13 protein-coding genes are annotated in these 14,667 nt (G+C 38.6%); 3 read left to right on the forward strand and 10 right to left on the reverse strand.

From position 1 onward, the window contains the following. Positions 1 to 5: 5 nt before the first annotated feature. The 6 genes from phnE to J416_RS02140 all read right to left on the reverse strand — a co-directional run bounded on the left by phnE (position 6) and on the right by J416_RS02140 (position 6,973). On the reverse strand, positions 6 to 821 hold the full coding sequence (gene phnE, locus J416_RS02115; RefSeq protein ID WP_003463773.1) for a phosphonate ABC transporter, permease protein PhnE: 816 nt from the start codon (positions 819 to 821) through the stop codon (positions 6 to 8). Further along, complete coding sequence (gene phnC / locus J416_RS02120; RefSeq protein ID WP_003463774.1) at positions 811 to 1,596, reverse strand: phosphonate ABC transporter ATP-binding protein; 786 nt, start codon at positions 1,594 to 1,596, stop codon at positions 811 to 813. Before phnC ends, phnE begins: the two co-directional genes overlap by 11 nt. A 158-nt stretch (positions 1,597 to 1,754) precedes the next feature. Continuing rightward, a complete protein-coding gene (locus J416_RS02125; protein WP_003463776.1) occupies positions 1,755 to 2,849 on the reverse strand; it encodes a phosphate/phosphite/phosphonate ABC transporter substrate-binding protein in 1,095 nt (364 codons plus the stop codon). Between the two features lie 729 nt (positions 2,850 to 3,578). Beyond that, on the reverse strand, positions 3,579 to 4,562 hold the full coding sequence (locus tag J416_RS02130; protein WP_003463778.1) for a ring-cleaving dioxygenase: 984 nt from the start codon (positions 4,560 to 4,562) through the stop codon (positions 3,579 to 3,581). A gap of 97 nt (positions 4,563 to 4,659) precedes the next feature. Next, entirely contained in the window at positions 4,660 to 5,490 is an 831-nt protein-coding gene (nadE, locus tag J416_RS02135; RefSeq protein WP_003463779.1) for an ammonia-dependent NAD(+) synthetase, read from the reverse strand. 22 nt (positions 5,491 to 5,512) lie between these two features. Then, positions 5,513 to 6,973, reverse strand: coding sequence for a nicotinate phosphoribosyltransferase (locus tag J416_RS02140; protein WP_040512663.1), 1,461 nt, complete (start codon positions 6,971 to 6,973; stop codon positions 5,513 to 5,515). Between the two features lie 177 nt (positions 6,974 to 7,150). Here J416_RS02140 and J416_RS02145 point away from each other — a divergent pair, with 177 nt between their 5' ends. Further along, entirely contained in the window at positions 7,151 to 8,038 is an 888-nt protein-coding gene (locus J416_RS02145; protein WP_040512639.1) for a TIGR01777 family oxidoreductase, read from the forward strand. 90 nt (positions 8,039 to 8,128) lie between these two features. On the opposite strand, the gene J416_RS16380 is transcribed toward J416_RS02145, so the two are convergent. Further along, positions 8,129 to 8,263: a hypothetical protein gene (locus J416_RS16380; RefSeq protein WP_276116399.1), complete on the reverse strand. Its 135-nt coding sequence runs from the start codon at positions 8,261 to 8,263 to the stop codon at positions 8,129 to 8,131. 212 nt (positions 8,264 to 8,475) lie between these two features. Further along, positions 8,476 to 9,648 carry a TraB/GumN family protein gene (locus J416_RS02150; protein WP_003463786.1) on the reverse strand — a complete coding sequence of 391 codons (1,173 nt, stop codon included), beginning with the start codon at positions 9,646 to 9,648 and terminating at the stop codon, positions 8,476 to 8,478. Between the two features lie 208 nt (positions 9,649 to 9,856). Here J416_RS02150 and J416_RS02155 point away from each other — a divergent pair, with 208 nt between their 5' ends. Together J416_RS02155 and J416_RS02160 are read left to right on the forward strand one after the other, a co-directional pair. Next, on the forward strand, positions 9,857 to 10,381 hold the full coding sequence (locus J416_RS02155) for a hypothetical protein (RefSeq protein ID WP_003463789.1): 525 nt from the start codon (positions 9,857 to 9,859) through the stop codon (positions 10,379 to 10,381). Between the two features lie 102 nt (positions 10,382 to 10,483). Next, a complete protein-coding gene (locus J416_RS02160) occupies positions 10,484 to 11,431 on the forward strand; it encodes a hypothetical protein (RefSeq protein ID WP_003463792.1) in 948 nt (315 codons plus the stop codon). A 74-nt stretch (positions 11,432 to 11,505) separates the two neighbouring features. Here J416_RS02160 and J416_RS02165 read toward each other — a convergent pair whose 3' ends face one another. Both J416_RS02165 and J416_RS02170 read right to left on the reverse strand, forming a co-directional pair. Continuing rightward, a complete protein-coding gene (locus J416_RS02165; protein ID WP_003463796.1) occupies positions 11,506 to 13,023 on the reverse strand; it encodes an AbgT family transporter in 1,518 nt (505 codons plus the stop codon). A gap of 169 nt (positions 13,024 to 13,192) precedes the next feature. Then, entirely contained in the window at positions 13,193 to 14,593 is a 1,401-nt protein-coding gene (locus J416_RS02170) for a sugar porter family MFS transporter (RefSeq protein ID WP_003463798.1), read from the reverse strand. Positions 14,594 to 14,667 lie beyond the last annotated feature (74 nt).

A 14,667-nucleotide genomic window follows, 5' to 3' on the forward strand; every position in this document is an offset into this window, starting at 1 on the left:
TCCTTCTATATGAGCTTTTTTCGAAAATGTTCACTAATGGTTTCAATGATATACACGGTCAGTATAAGCATGAATAATATCATACCTACATTTGTATAATCACGCCAACCTATATTTTCATCTAATAGTAAGCCAATCCCACCTGCTCCGACATATCCTAAAATCGCAGCATACCTCACATTCCCTTCAAAACAAAACAGAGATGTGGATAAAAAGTTTGGCAGTACTTGTGGGAAAATCGCATAACGAAAGGCCTGTCTTCGAGTCATACCTATTGATTCCATCGCTTCAAAAGGCTTCATATCAGCATCTTCAATTTGTTCATACAATAGCTTTCCTACATAAGAAACTGTGAATAAAAAGATCGCCACTGTTCCTGCAAACGTTCCTAATCCAAAGATTAATGTAGCAATCAATGCTGATACTAATGTTGGTAACGTTCGTAAAATACTCAAAAAAACTTTCGTCAGCACAACAATGGGTTTGAATAATACAATATTAGATGAAGCAAGATACGCTACCGGTATGGCCACAATCGAGCCGATAATCGAACCTAAGAGCGACATCTTAATTGTATCCATTAAAGGCTGCCAAACTTCAGGCAGATAAGACCATGTCGGCGGAATCATATCAGCGAAAATAATCCAAAATTGTCTCGCTTCACTGATGATTGTTTGCATATCAAAATTTGTCAATTGAACCGAGAACCAAGTTGCAACGATTAATACAAAAAAAATGAATGGTGTTTTGGACCTTTTTTCTTCAACAACTTTACCATTTGGCAGCGTCCACTTTTTTGAAGGAATGATTTTATTGTACATGAGCTTGTTCTCCTTCATATGTTTCCCTTAATTCTTCAACATTTCCTTTATATATATGATCCAATACCTCTTGGGTGACGTCCTCGCTTTTTCCATCATAGACAATTTCCCCATCCCGCACGCCAATAATACGATCGGCATAGTCAAGCGCCATTTCCACATGATGTATATTCATAATGACAGAAATATTCATATCTCGATTAATCCGTTGAAAATCGTCCATTACTTGTGCTGATGTAACAGGATCCAACGAAGCAATCGGCTCATCTGCCAACAAAATGTCGGGATATTGTGCTAATGTTCGAGCAAGTGCTACCCTTTGTTGTTGCCCGCCAGATAATTGATCGACTCGAACATAGGCTTTATCAACAATCCCTACTTGATCCAAAGCAGTCAGTGCTTTTATTTTATGCTCTTTACTGAACAAACCAAGCATTTTTCGCCAAAATGATAGTTGTGGCACAAAGGAAACGAGCACATTTTTTAGCGCAGTTGTACGTGTAACCAAGTTGTATGATTGAAAGATCATACCTATTTTTTGTCTGAATTTACGAATCTCTTTACCTCTTAAATGACTTACTTCGACATCATCGACGAATAATTGCCCACTCGTGATATCATGCATTCGATTGATACAGCGAATCAGTGTCGATTTACCCGCACCTGATAGTCCAATAACCGCAACAAATTCGCCTTTATCTATTGTTAAATGAATATGTTGTAAGGCCTTTACATTACCTGGGTATATTTTTTCAACATCGTTAAATTCTATCATGACGAACCACCTTATCAAGAAAACTTGGCTTCTCACCAAGCTTATGGTGAAAGCCTTCGTTGCTTTATAAACCTTCCACTACTGAAACTGTTAGAAAAAGAGAACCCCTAACGCAAGGCGTTCTCTCCTTTTCGTTTTATTGTTTTAAAAAGTGTATTCTACTCCATATCTTGTACGATTTCTTGCGCTTCTCTTTCTTTATCGTAATCAGATGAAGTTGCTTTTTGATAACCTTCATGATTATAAATGGAAATCACTTCTTTGCCTTCTTCTGTTTCAGCAATGTTCATAAACGCTTCTTGTAATGCCGTTTTTAAATCTTCATCCATTTTGTCAGAATTTTTACTGACACTTATCGTATCGTTATAAATACCTGGAGTTACACCAATGACATTGGTTTCATCCCAGATGGAAGCTTCACGTTGAAAATCACCTTCCCATGTATCTGCATTATCTCTTCTTGCATCTGCATAAGTGACCATGACATCGATTTGTTCTTGTGCCAATCGAGCAAACGCATTACCATAAGAATCTGTCTTTACTACATTTTCTAAATCCGTAATTGACTTGTCGTAATGATCACGCAACCAGATTTCGGGATAAATATATCCTGCTGGTGACGACGTGGACATAACAGCCCATGATGCATTATTCAAATCTTCGAATGTCAATTCTTCATCATTATTCACTTTTTCAGCTAACGCTTGACCTGTTTCAGAGGGACCAGCAATCAATAATGAACGATAATATGTTACCTGCTCATCACTTGCTTCCGTTGGCTTATTTTCATTCCAGTCTTTCGGATTATCAGAGTCATTGTTTAAACCAGCACGTGTAGCTGTCAAAATAACTTCTGCACCGTCATCGTACAATACATATGTACCACCTGGAATCAATCCTACATCTAAAGAACCAGCAGAAAGCGACTCACCGACTGCCTCATAACTCGTACCTACCGAAATATCTACTTCATTAATATCATATCCGAGTGTGCTCATCTCTTCTTTTAACAAATTCTTTAATGGCTCAGTTGCTGTTTTAATTTCTTCTGGTTCGCGAGACGGAACGAATCCAATCGAGAGTGTATCAATGGTTTCATTTGAAGCTTCTTCTTCTTCCTCCCCATTGTCAGATGCATTTTGTTCTGTATCTGCTTCTTCTCCCTCACTTCCAGACGCTTCTTCCTCTGTGTCACCACATGCAACTAGTACTGCTAACAAAGCAATAAGTACAAAATACCACAATTTTTTCATCATATTTCCCCCTAAATAATGTGTCATGACTCTATTATTTATCCTAACAAGTAGTTTTTAAGGAAATATGTAGTTATTGTTAAATCTATGTAAATTTATGGTTTAAGACATATAGAAAATATTCAAATAGCCTATTTGATAAAAAATAGCCTTCTCCTCACTACCTGTAAGAAGAAGCTACATAAAATCATTTTTATATATGCCATACCCATTCAATGAGCTGGTAGATTAGGTTTTTACGATTTAGACGTTTGAAAAAGAACTACTGGGAAATGTTTTATAGATATGGGGAGTTTTCCCTGTAATCTAGAAACTTACCAGGAAATCTTTAATGGATGATATGGAGATTTCCCTGTAAAAGGCGAATTACTGGGAAATCCAAAGCTTATTATGCTTCGTTTTCCTGGTAAAATCCAAATTACTGGGAAATCGGTACGTTTAACTGACTGGATTTCCCGGTAAAACGCACATTCATTTTTTATAATGCAAACAGCTTCAACTAAATCACCTGTTTGATGAATAAATCGATTTTCGATGCAAACAGCTACGAATCAATTTCCTGTTTGACGCATATATTCATTTTCGATGCAAACAGCTACTTCCATTGATCACGTTTGACGGATAAACTGTAAAAAGCAATTCGCAAGAGAATAATATGTATTTCCCAATCCCTTCAACGAATATTTCACCAAAAAAATAAAGGCCAAACGCTAGGTTTGACCTTTATTGTTATTCATATTCCTTAGCTATATCTTTTGTGCTACGAACAGTATCAATATGTCGAACCATATTTTCAATCTGATCGCGTCGGTCTTCTAAAAATGGTGGAAGTGACAATTTCTCACCTAAGGTTTCGTATGGTTCATCACCCATAAAACCGGGTCCATCTGTTGCCAATTCAAATAAAATTTGCGGGGCAACTCTCGTGTATAACGACCGGAAAAAGAAGCGATCGACATAACCTGATGTTTGAAGACCGAACTTACGATAATGCTCGTCCCACGCATATAATGTTTCCTCATCGTCAATACGGAATGCAGCATGATGTACAGTCCCATAGCCTTGACGGGCGACGGGTAATACAACATTTTCTTCGACAATCACTTGCGCTCCATTACCACCTTCTCCAACTTCGAACAAGTGAAAGGATCCTTCTTTGTCGATTTCTTCAAATAATAATACTTTTTCCATGACTTGTTTGAAATATTTAAAATCCTGAATTCGAACAAATAATGGGCCTAAGCCTGTAATTGCATATTCTAAAGGAATTGGTCCGTCTTGCCATGGTACACCTGCTTCTGTTCCTTGATTGTTTTCATCCGAGATCAATTGATACTGTTGATCGTCAAAGTCAACAAACGATAAAACTTTTTTGCCGAATTGTTCTTGAATGCCTTCATGCTTGATCTCTAATCGTTCAAATCGTTTCACCCAATAATCAAGCGCCGCATCACTTGGCACACGAAATGATGTTTTATAAATTTCATTTGTCCCATGGGTTCCTTTCGGTATACCTGGAAAATCAAAAAATGTCATATCTGTACCGGGATTGCCTTTATCATCTGCGAAAAACAAGTGATACGTTTGAATATCATCTTGATTCACTGTTTTTTTCACGAGGCGCACACCAAGAATGTACGTAAAAAATTCATATATCTTTTCTGCACTGCTTGTAATTGCCGTTACATGGTGCATCCCTTTGATTCTATTCATCGATTTCATCTCCTAACCATGATATTTCGAATTCGAGATAAACGTATCATACAACCATTCTCGTTTCAAGAAAAGGGAGGCTACGCTCTTCCTCCCTTTATGATTTCCACCAATCGTCAAAAACAGTCACTGCTTCTTCACGTTTATGCATGGTTTTTTTATACCAATTCTCGATTGTTTTTGCATCTTCTGCATCTACTTGCTTTCCTTCTAGATAGTTGTCAATCGCTTCATAACTCACCCCTAACGCTTCTTCATCTGGAAGCTGCGGGCGATCACTTTCTAAATCTGCTGTCGGTTTCTTTTGATACAAATGCTCTGGGCAACCGAGCATCTTCAAAATTGATTGCCCTTGTCGTTTATTTAAACGATAAAGCGGCAAAATATCAGCGGCACCATCTCCATACTTTGTAAAAAATCCCGTCACTGCTTCGGCTGCATGATCTGTTCCCACAACGACACCGCTTGTTGCTGCGGCAATATCATATTGTATTTTCATTCGTTCACGTGCTTTCGTATTTCCTTTGACAAAATCACTAATCGCGCCAATTTGAGATTCAACGGATTGAACACTAGCTTTGACAGCTTTCTCAATATTTACACGTACCGTTTGGCTCGGTTGAATAAATTGAATCGCATCTTTACAATCTTCTTCATCCGCTTGTTCACCAAAGGGCAGGCGTACACCAATAAACTGATATTCATTCGATTCATTTTCTTCATTTAATTCATTGACCGCTGTTTGGCATATATATCCGGTTAACGTAGAATCTTGACCTCCTGACAATCCAAGCACAAAAGTCTTTAGGAAAGAATGGTGTTTCGCATAATTCTTGATAAACTCTACACTACGGCGAAATTCTTCCTGTGGGTCAATTACTGGCTTAACTTTTAATGTAGAAATAATCTCTTCTTGTAACGGGTGCATCTAAAAACGCCTCCTTCTCCATCTATTTTACCATTTCTTTTACTTTTCGTTTAATTTCTTTGATTCGATTCATCTTATTATTCCAACATTCTTCGCTTAAATCAACTGGATATTCTTCAGGATTCATCGTTCGTTTATACTCTTCCCAAAGCACACCGAGATTCTTTTGAGCAAAATCCTGCATATCTTGCACACTTGGACTTTCATATTGGATGTCCCCGTTAACGACGACCGATTCATGTAACTCCCACGCAGTAAAGTCAGTGATAAACTTACTGATGTAAGTGTGCACGGGATGAAACATCTTCAATCGATCCTCTGCTTGTGGATTCTCATCAGCAAGCGCAATATAATCACCTTCTGAGTGACCGTTGTGATTATTAATAATTCGGAATACTCGCTTTCGAGCCGGGGTTGTCATTTTTTCCGGATTGGCAGAAATTTTGATCGTATCGACTAACTCACCTTGCTCATTCTCAATCGCAACCAGTTTATAAACACCGCCGAGAGAAGCTTGATCGTATGCGGTAATCAGCTTCGTTCCAATTCCGTATATATCAATTTTTGCCCCTTGTGCCTGCAAATTCATAATAGTATATTCATCTAAATCATTGGAGGCGATGATCTTTGCTTCAGTAAAACCAGCTTCATCTAACAATTTTCTTGCTTTTTTCGATAAATAAGCAAGGTCACCGCTATCTAACCGAATACCAATAAAATTGATGCGATCCCCTAGTTCCTTAGCTACTTTAATCGCATTGGGAACACCTGAGCGAATCGTATCATACGTATCGACTAAGAAGACACAATCTTCATGCGTTTCAGCGTACTTTTTAAATGCTTGATATTCATCTCTATACGCTTGAATCATAGAATGTGCATGCGTGCCAGATACAGGAATGCCAAATATTTTCCCAGCTCTGACATTACTCGTTGAAGAAAAGCCACCAATATAAGCAGCACGCGTTCCCCAAACCGCTGCATCTGTTTCATGAGCACGTCTAGAACCGAATTCCATAACTGTCTGTTCACCGACGACATGTTTAATTCGCGACGCTTTGGTGGCAATTAACGTCTGATAATTGACCATATTTAACAATGGCGTCTCAATTAACTGCGCTTCAGCTAGCGGAGCCTCCACCCGCATCATCGGGACATTATGAAAAGCTAATTCACCTTCTTTCATCGAATAAATCGACCCAGTAAATCGCATATGTCGCAGATAGTCTAAAAAATCATCATCATATTCGCCGACTTCCTTTAAATACGTAATGTCACTTTCACTAAAGCCAAAGTTACGGATAAACGCTAAAACCCTTTCCAACCCAGCAAAAATCGCATATCCATTATCAAACGGCAAGTTGCGAAAATATAAATCAAACACAGCTTGGCGTTGGTCAATGCCATCACGCCAGTATGTTTCTGCCATATTAATTTGATATAAATCCGTATGTAACATTAAGCTATCATCTGTGTATGTCATGTTTTTTCCTCCAAATTCCTTCACTGATGCTCCTAATGTATGTTGAATCACCATTCGTTACATCTTTTCCGTCTATTATAGCAAATCTTACGAAGTTTTTCTGTCATTTTGGTATCGAGAAATGATTTGATATGATGATAGATAACAAGGAAAATTATAGGGATGGAGGCGAATCATTTGGGAAAAAAAGTTGTCATTGCTGGCGGGACTGGATTTATTGGAAAATATTTTAAAAGTCATTTTCAAAAGTTAGGCTACACCGTTTATATTATTTCTAGAAACGCAAATATAACATGGAATCAAAAAGACACCATCCGCGACACATTAGAGCACGCTGATTTGTTAATCAATTTAGCGGGGAAATCGGTGAATTGCCGATATCATCGTAAAAATCGAAAAGAAATCTATCAGTCAAGAACGGGCACGACTCATATCCTCGGTGAAGCCATTCAACAATGTGAACATCCTCCACCATTATGGGTGAACGCAAGTACGGCTACTATCTACCGACACGCTGAAGATCGACCGATGACAGAAGAAAACGGTGAATTAGGCACTGGTTTTTCAGTTGATGTCGCAGAAAAATGGGAACAAGCATTTTTCCAGTTTTCACTATCTGAAACAAGACAAGTCGCTTTACGCATTGCAATTGTCTTGGGGCCAAACGGTGGGGTTCTTACACCTTATAAACAATTAGTGAAGTTTGGGCTCGGTGGAAAACAAGGTTCTGGCAAGCAAATGTTTAGTTTCATTCATGTGGAGGATTTATTTCAGATTGTTTTATTCTTACAAGATAAAAAGGAGTTACATGGTATATTTAATTGTTCCGCACCTCATCCAGTCAACAACAAAGAATTCATGCAAACTATTCGACAGTCGATGAATCGTCAGTTTGGACTACCTGCACCGAAACCACTGCTTGAGTTAGGCGCATTACTTATTCGTACAGAAACAGAATTAATGCTCAAAAGCCGTTGGGTGGTCCCGCAAAGACTGACTGATGCTGGTTTCTCATTTCGATTCCCAACGATTGAACAAACAATCCAAGATGCCATTGAAACGTAATCAATATAATTTACAAATCATGCATATTTGATGTATAATAAAAGTAGAATATGGAATGAGTGTGAGCATGATACCCACACTCATGTGGTCTTATGGAGATCGTCGCTTGGCAGAGCGATGATCTTTTTTGTTTAGGCGTTTGAGGTTGATGACTGCTGTGATTAGGTTTAACACCGCAACCAGTATACTTAAACTGACTGCCAGAAACGCCAGCACCACTTCCACATCTACCACCCCCTTTCTTGAGAGGGTCGTCCCAAGTATAACACAAATACGAACACTTGTTCTAGTATTTTGTAAAAATTAGTGCTTTATACATAACAGAAACAGAATTGATCTCCTATTTTCCTGGCTTCACTAAAATTTTTCTAGCTTCATATACAATCAAGTATTTACGTATAGAAAAAGCCCTGCCATTTCTATGACAAGGCCATTCGTTAAAAGTTATTAAAGAATAGACGGATGACATCGATGCCTCCGATAAAGGTACCAAGCGTACTACCTAAATTCGCAAGCACGACAATTAACAAAATACGTGTCACTTTATTGCGCCAGAACCCTTTGACCGTAAAAACATCCTCCGATAAGTTATCAAAATCTGACACATACGGGCGTTTGACAAGCGCTTGGACAAAACCTGCAAACCAACCAGCAGCAATTAACGGATTCAATGATGTAATTGGGGCTGCAACAAGCGCTGTTAAAATAGCCAACGGATGCCCAAAAGCTATCGCCGTCCCTAACGCTGAAAAACCACCATTCCATACAAGCCAGCTAATAATTTGTTGCTTGCCCGCTTCAGGGTTCATCAAAAATGTTGAAATAATGATGGCCAAAATGATAATAGGAATGGACCACGCAATCACTTTTGGCGCCTTTGACTTAGGTGGTAACTGATTGAGTTTATTCAAATCTTGGTCATTCTTCATTTCTTTTTGAATGCCTGGTACATGAGCAGCACCGAGCACAGCTACAATTCGTTTACCCGGTGCCTGTTTAATTTTTTGCGCCAAGTATTGATCTCGCTCATCAATGAGTGGTTTCTTTAACTTTGGAAATGCTTCTGTAAATTCATTCAGCACACTATCAATGGCATCCTGACTTTTCATTTTTTCTAAATCTTCTTCAGATATCGTTTCTCTTGAAAATACGCCACCGAAGACTTGAGTAAGCAGTAGCAGTTTTCCTTTCAAACCAATGCCGCGCCAAATTCTCGAAAAAGTCACTTGAATATTTCGATCGGCTAATACTAGCTCAGCACCGACGTTCTCAGCAGATTCGATTCCTTGAATCATTTCTTGGCCTGATTGAATACCAAACTGTTTTGCCATTCGCTTCTGAAAGGATGATATGGCTAAATTCATCAACAAAAGGGACGCTTTCTTCTGCTTAATTACTTGGAAAATGTCCATATCCTTCCATTGATTACCTTTGACAACAGATTCATACCGTTGTTGATCCAATTCCACACATACAGCATCTGGTTGTTCAGCTTCAATGACTTCTTGTACTTGTTCAGCACTGTGCTTAGAAACATGTGCCGTTCCAATCAAAATATATTCTTTTCCATCTTGTTCGATTCTCGTTATGGTTTCATTTTCTACTGTCATAAGCCATTCCTTCCTTTACAACTCTCTACCGTTTAGTATAAAGGATTTGATGCCAAATGAATAGTTGAAACTATGAAATACCTTCTGATCATCATGTCCAAAAGGATTCGATTACTTTTTGGGCAGTTTCTTACCATATATCGCATATTTCTTTTGATACAGCAGTAAGTATGTGTAGTAACTTACTTATGATAAAGGAAGAACGGTTATGTACAAAAAACAAGTATCCCTTATTTTAGTACTCATTGTATGCTTACTGTTGTTGACTGGTCACCGCTTCACCCCAGAACAAGCAGCTTCCTTACAAATAGAAACAGAACATGTACAATTCATGAACCACTTTAAAATCGACGATACGTTCCTCTATGTATTTAAAAACGAAAAGACGAAAAGTTATGTCACAGTGACCTCAGAAAAGACAAACTTGCTTTATCGTAGTCGAACCGTCAGTAAGATATCCGCTCACAAAAAAGATCTACAAATGATCAGCACATATACACATTATGATCAACCTTTCACCTTTTTTGTTGTTCAATCATTCGATAATAACATCGGTTATATTCAAGCAGGTAAAAAAGGCGAGCAACAAATAAAAAGTACACAAAACCGTGATATGATTCCATTCTTTTTTTCCGGTTCTGCAAACATTGCATCACTTCAGCCAGTTGCACTTAATCATGAAAAAGAAGTGATCTACCGATACGATGCCGCAAGTAAATGGTACAAGCCGTAAAAACAAGCATTCTTCTTCTCCTTTGGTACAAATTCTCTACAACAAAACATGATAATTTCGCTCCTTTTTACAAAAAATGATCACGAAAGGAGGCGAACAAATATGCGAGCAAAAATAGCATTCATGATGGCGATTATCTTGATAATAACTGGATGCACACCAGGAGAAAACGAGATCGGTGATGAAACGATTCAGAATATGGCGATGAGCGACAATATTCAGTCCATGTTCTCAGAAGGTAGAAAGGAAACGATACTAAATGACCCAGAAGCACGAGACCAAATTTTAAAAAATAATCTAATCGAACAAGAAGCCATCCTTTCAGACCCGAATTTGCGAAAGGATATGCTACGTATAAATATAGAAGCCAATCAGCTATTAGCGAAAGATAAACAGGGACGGGAATCTTTAAAACAACAGACCGTTGACATTTCGAAACAAATTCAAAAAGACAGTAAACGGAACAAAACAATGGTTGAAACCAATCTAAAAGCTCGAAAAAAAGCGTTAGAAGAGGACAAAACGATTCAGTCGAAATTGCTGCAACAAAATGTAACCGAACAAGAATTGGCACTAAATCATCCCGATACGAGTCAACAAGTGAAACAACTTACATTGAAAATGAATCAAGCAATAGCAAAGGATTCCGATCTTAAAGTAAAGTTAATGGAACAAAATATTGAATTATTTCAAGCCATTGCACAGTCCCCTGACATGCGCTCAAAAATGGCTGATGCGATGCTATTACTTATGAAAGATCCAAAAATTCAAAGTGAAATGAAAGCAATGATCACACAAGCTGTTAATCAAGGAATAGCAAAACTTAAACAAGAAATGACAGCAGAGATGGAAAAGAAAATGAATGACATCGAACAACAAATACAAGGAATGAAACAAGAAATGAACACATTGAAAGCAAACCAATCGCAACATAAGGAACCTCCAAGTCAAGAACAACCAGCCAACCCGGAATCTCATCCTGAAGATCAAGGCGAGGGAGAGCAAACACCGCCATCCGATTCAGACAGTGAGAACACTGAAGAAAACTGAAAGCGATCCATATATAAAGAAGACAGGTGACTTCGGAAGCGAAGAAAACCTGTCTCTTTTAGATGTATATATTATTAGTAATGAATACCGGCACCTGGGCCTACTGGTAAACCAAATACCATCCATAAGAAAAGCAAAATGATCCAGCCAATCGTAAAAGCTGCAGAATAAGGAATCATGATCGATATCAATGTTCCAATTCCCAGTTTTTTCTCATACCGTTGCGCAAAAGCAACGATGACTGGAAAATACAACAGCAAGGGTGTGACCATATTTGTCACCGAATCAGAAATCCGATACACAAGGGTTGTAAATTCTGGAGAATATTCTAAATTCATCATAATCGGCACTAACACAGGCGCCAATATGGTCCATTTCGCTGATGAACTACCGATGAAGAAATTAATCAACATCGTTAAAGCAATAAAAACAAGAATCAGGCCAAAGCCGTCGAAACCTGTGTTTTGTAGAAATTCAGCACCCTTGAACGCGATAATTGTGCCCATATTTGTTTCACGGAAATAGGCAATAAACTGGCCAGCTGTAAATGCTAGCGCAATATACCCGCTCATGCTTGCCATGGTATTACCGAGTAATTTCGTTAAATCCTTGTCATTGGTGATCGCTTTCGTCGAAATACCGTACACAAGACCAGGAACAAAGAACAGCACGAAAATTACAAATACCAATGAATTGAAAAATGGCGATTCAAGATACGCGCCATCTCCACGCAAAGGACCAAAAGATAAATAAGCCATAACAGCCAGTGTGATAAGAAAACCGATACCAGCTTTTTGCATTCCTTTTTTCTCATGATGCGTTAACTGTTCGACTCCGTCTGCTGTTGCTTCCCCTTCATACTTCCCTAATCTCGGTTCGATAATTTTATGCGTTACCCAAGTACCAATGAATGTAATCAGAACAACAGAAACTGCGGCAAAATACCAATTCATCGACACTGCAATAGAGTCTGCATAGGCAGGATCAATGGTTTGAGCTGCTTCTGCCGTTAGCTCTTTTAAAATCGCGTCGGTCGATGTAAGAAATAAGTTTGCACCAAAGCCACCGGATACACCAGCAAACGCTGCCGCTAATCCTGCAATTGGATGCCGGCCTAACCCCAAGAATAATACGGCGCCTAATGGCGGTAATACGACATAGCCCGCGTTTATAGCCAGACTCGACATTACCCCTGCAAATACTAATGCTGCTGTAATCAACCGTTTCGGAAAGGCAAAAACAGTTGCTTTTAGAAAGGCATGTACAAGTCCCGTTTGTTCAGCGAGACCAATACCTAACATCGTCACCAAAACTGCGCCCAATGGAGCAAAACCAATAAAATTACCGACTGCATTTTCAAAAATATATTGAATCCCTTCGGCACTAAATAGATTCGTTACTTCGACAGTTTCATCAGAAGTTGGATTCGTTACCGAAACACCGGAAAATATGCCTGATAATCCTATGACAATAATCGCTAATATAGCAAATAACAATAAAGGCGATGGCAACTTATTCCCCAACCACTCAATACCGTCTAATATACGGAACAAAAACTTTTGCGACCGATTCCTTTTATTTGTTGCTGCCACTTTACACCCTCCTATTCCTATCATTTTAATCAGATTTAGAATCTATCAAAAAATAGAGAGTCAGTAAAGCAATGTGCATCCAACCCGCTAGGCTATGTGATATCACATCACGAATATTTCATAAAAAAAAGAGGCTGTCCCATCTTGAGACAGCCATACCTTCATGAACTTAAGATACCATTTCTTCTTTGACTTTTTTCTTCTTCGTTTTCTTTGATTTCCACAGTTCACCGATTTCTTCTAATGTTTTATTTTTTGTTTCTGGTACAATGGTCATCACAAAGATAAAGCAAATGACATTGATGGCAGCGAACATCCAGAATGTAAAGGCACTACCCATATTGTTAATCAACATCGGTGTGAATTGTCCTATCGCCCAGTTGGCTCCCCACAGGAAGATGGTGGCAATACCGACTGCTTTTGCGCGAATATGATTTGGGAAAATCTCTGGAATCATAATCCACGGAATCGGCCCCATCGATACACAGAATGAAGCGGTAAAACCGGCAATTAAAATAATTAATAACACACCTGCATTAGCTGGGTCAAAATAGAACACGCTTCCAATAAGCAGCATAAATACAGCCATCAAACTTGATCCAATCGCCATCAATTTCTTACGACCCAATTTATCAATTAACATAATCGCTAAAATCGTGAACAAAACTTGTACGCTTCCGATAATACTCGTTGCCAAGAATTCAGTATTATTTTCAAAACCAACGCTTCGGAAAATGTCTGGTCCGTAATATGTCACCGCATTCATACCAATCACTTGGTTGAATAGTGCTAGAAAAATACCTACACCCATTGCCATACGCAACCCTGGTTTGATTAGTTCTTTTGCGGACGTACTTTTTTCAACTTCAATCGATGCTTTAATCTCTTGCTCTTCTTTTTTAGCTATTTCTTCACCATTAATACGCTTTAATGTTTGATAGGCTTCTTTGTCTCTTCCTTTTTGAATTAAAAATCGTGGGCTCTCTGGAATAAAGAATAGTAACACCATAAAAATGATTCCTGGTATTGTTCCGTAACCGAGCATCCAACGCCAACCCAATTCTAGTCCCCATTCATGCGTCCCACTATTAGCCACACCATAGTTGATATAAAAAGTTGCACAAATACCGAAGATAGTGAATAGTTGATAAAGTGAACCTAAACGTCCACGAATTTCTGGTGGTGCACACTCACTAATGTAGGTAACTGATAAAGCGGATGCAAAACCGATACCTAAACCGCCTAAGATACGAGCGAACACTAGCATCGTTACGTTTATTGCAAGTGCTGATGCTAACGCAGAAATAATAAAGAAAATAGCGGAAACCATTAATAATTTTTTACGACCATATCTATCGCTAAGAAATCCTGATAGAGCTACGCCTGTGACACCGCCAATCATCACACAAGAGATCACCCATCCTTCCATAGCTGGGCTTAAGTTATATACTTCTTGTAAGTAACCGATTGCACCAGAGATAACAGCTGTGTCAAAACCGTACAATAAACCAGCCATACCAGCTGATGCTGCAATTAAAATCACATACCAAAAAGAATGCTTTTTTTTCATGATAAGTCCTCCCTATATTCAACCTTTTTTGTTTGTAGATCGTGACAATCATACAACCGCTTTCTTTATCCGCT

It is taken from the genome of Gracilibacillus halophilus YIM-C55.5, from assembly GCF_000359605.1.
GTDB classification, from domain to species: Bacteria; Bacillota; Bacilli; order Bacillales; family Amphibacillaceae; genus Gracilibacillus; species Gracilibacillus halophilus.

What these genes read in the sequence shown, in the direction of transcription:
- phnE (WP_003463773.1), bottom strand. Translation starts at nt 821, where the DNA reads ATGTACAATAAAATCATTCCTTCAAAAAAGTGGACGCTGCCAAATGGT.
- phnC (WP_003463774.1), bottom strand. Translation starts at nt 1,596, where the DNA reads ATGATAGAATTTAACGATGTTGAAAAAATATACCCAGGTAATGTAAAG.
- J416_RS02125 (WP_003463776.1), bottom strand. Translation starts at nt 2,849, where the DNA reads ATGAAAAAATTGTGGTATTTTGTACTTATTGCTTTGTTAGCAGTACTA.
- J416_RS02130 (WP_003463778.1), bottom strand. Translation starts at nt 4,562, where the DNA reads ATGAATAGAATCAAAGGGATGCACCATGTAACGGCAATTACAAGCAGT.
- nadE (WP_003463779.1), bottom strand. Translation starts at nt 5,490, where the DNA reads ATGCACCCGTTACAAGAAGAGATTATTTCTACATTAAAAGTTAAGCCA.
- J416_RS02140 (WP_040512663.1), bottom strand. Translation starts at nt 6,973, where the DNA reads ATGACATACACAGATGATAGCTTAATGTTACATACGGATTTATATCAA.
- J416_RS02150 (WP_003463786.1), bottom strand. Translation starts at nt 9,648, where the DNA reads ATGACAGTAGAAAATGAAACCATAACGAGAATCGAACAAGATGGAAAA.
- J416_RS02155 (WP_003463789.1), top strand. Translation starts at nt 9,857, where the DNA reads ATGTACAAAAAACAAGTATCCCTTATTTTAGTACTCATTGTATGCTTA.
- J416_RS02160 (WP_003463792.1), top strand. Translation starts at nt 10,484, where the DNA reads ATGCGAGCAAAAATAGCATTCATGATGGCGATTATCTTGATAATAACT.
- J416_RS02170 (WP_003463798.1), bottom strand. Translation starts at nt 14,593, where the DNA reads ATGAAAAAAAAGCATTCTTTTTGGTATGTGATTTTAATTGCAGCATCA.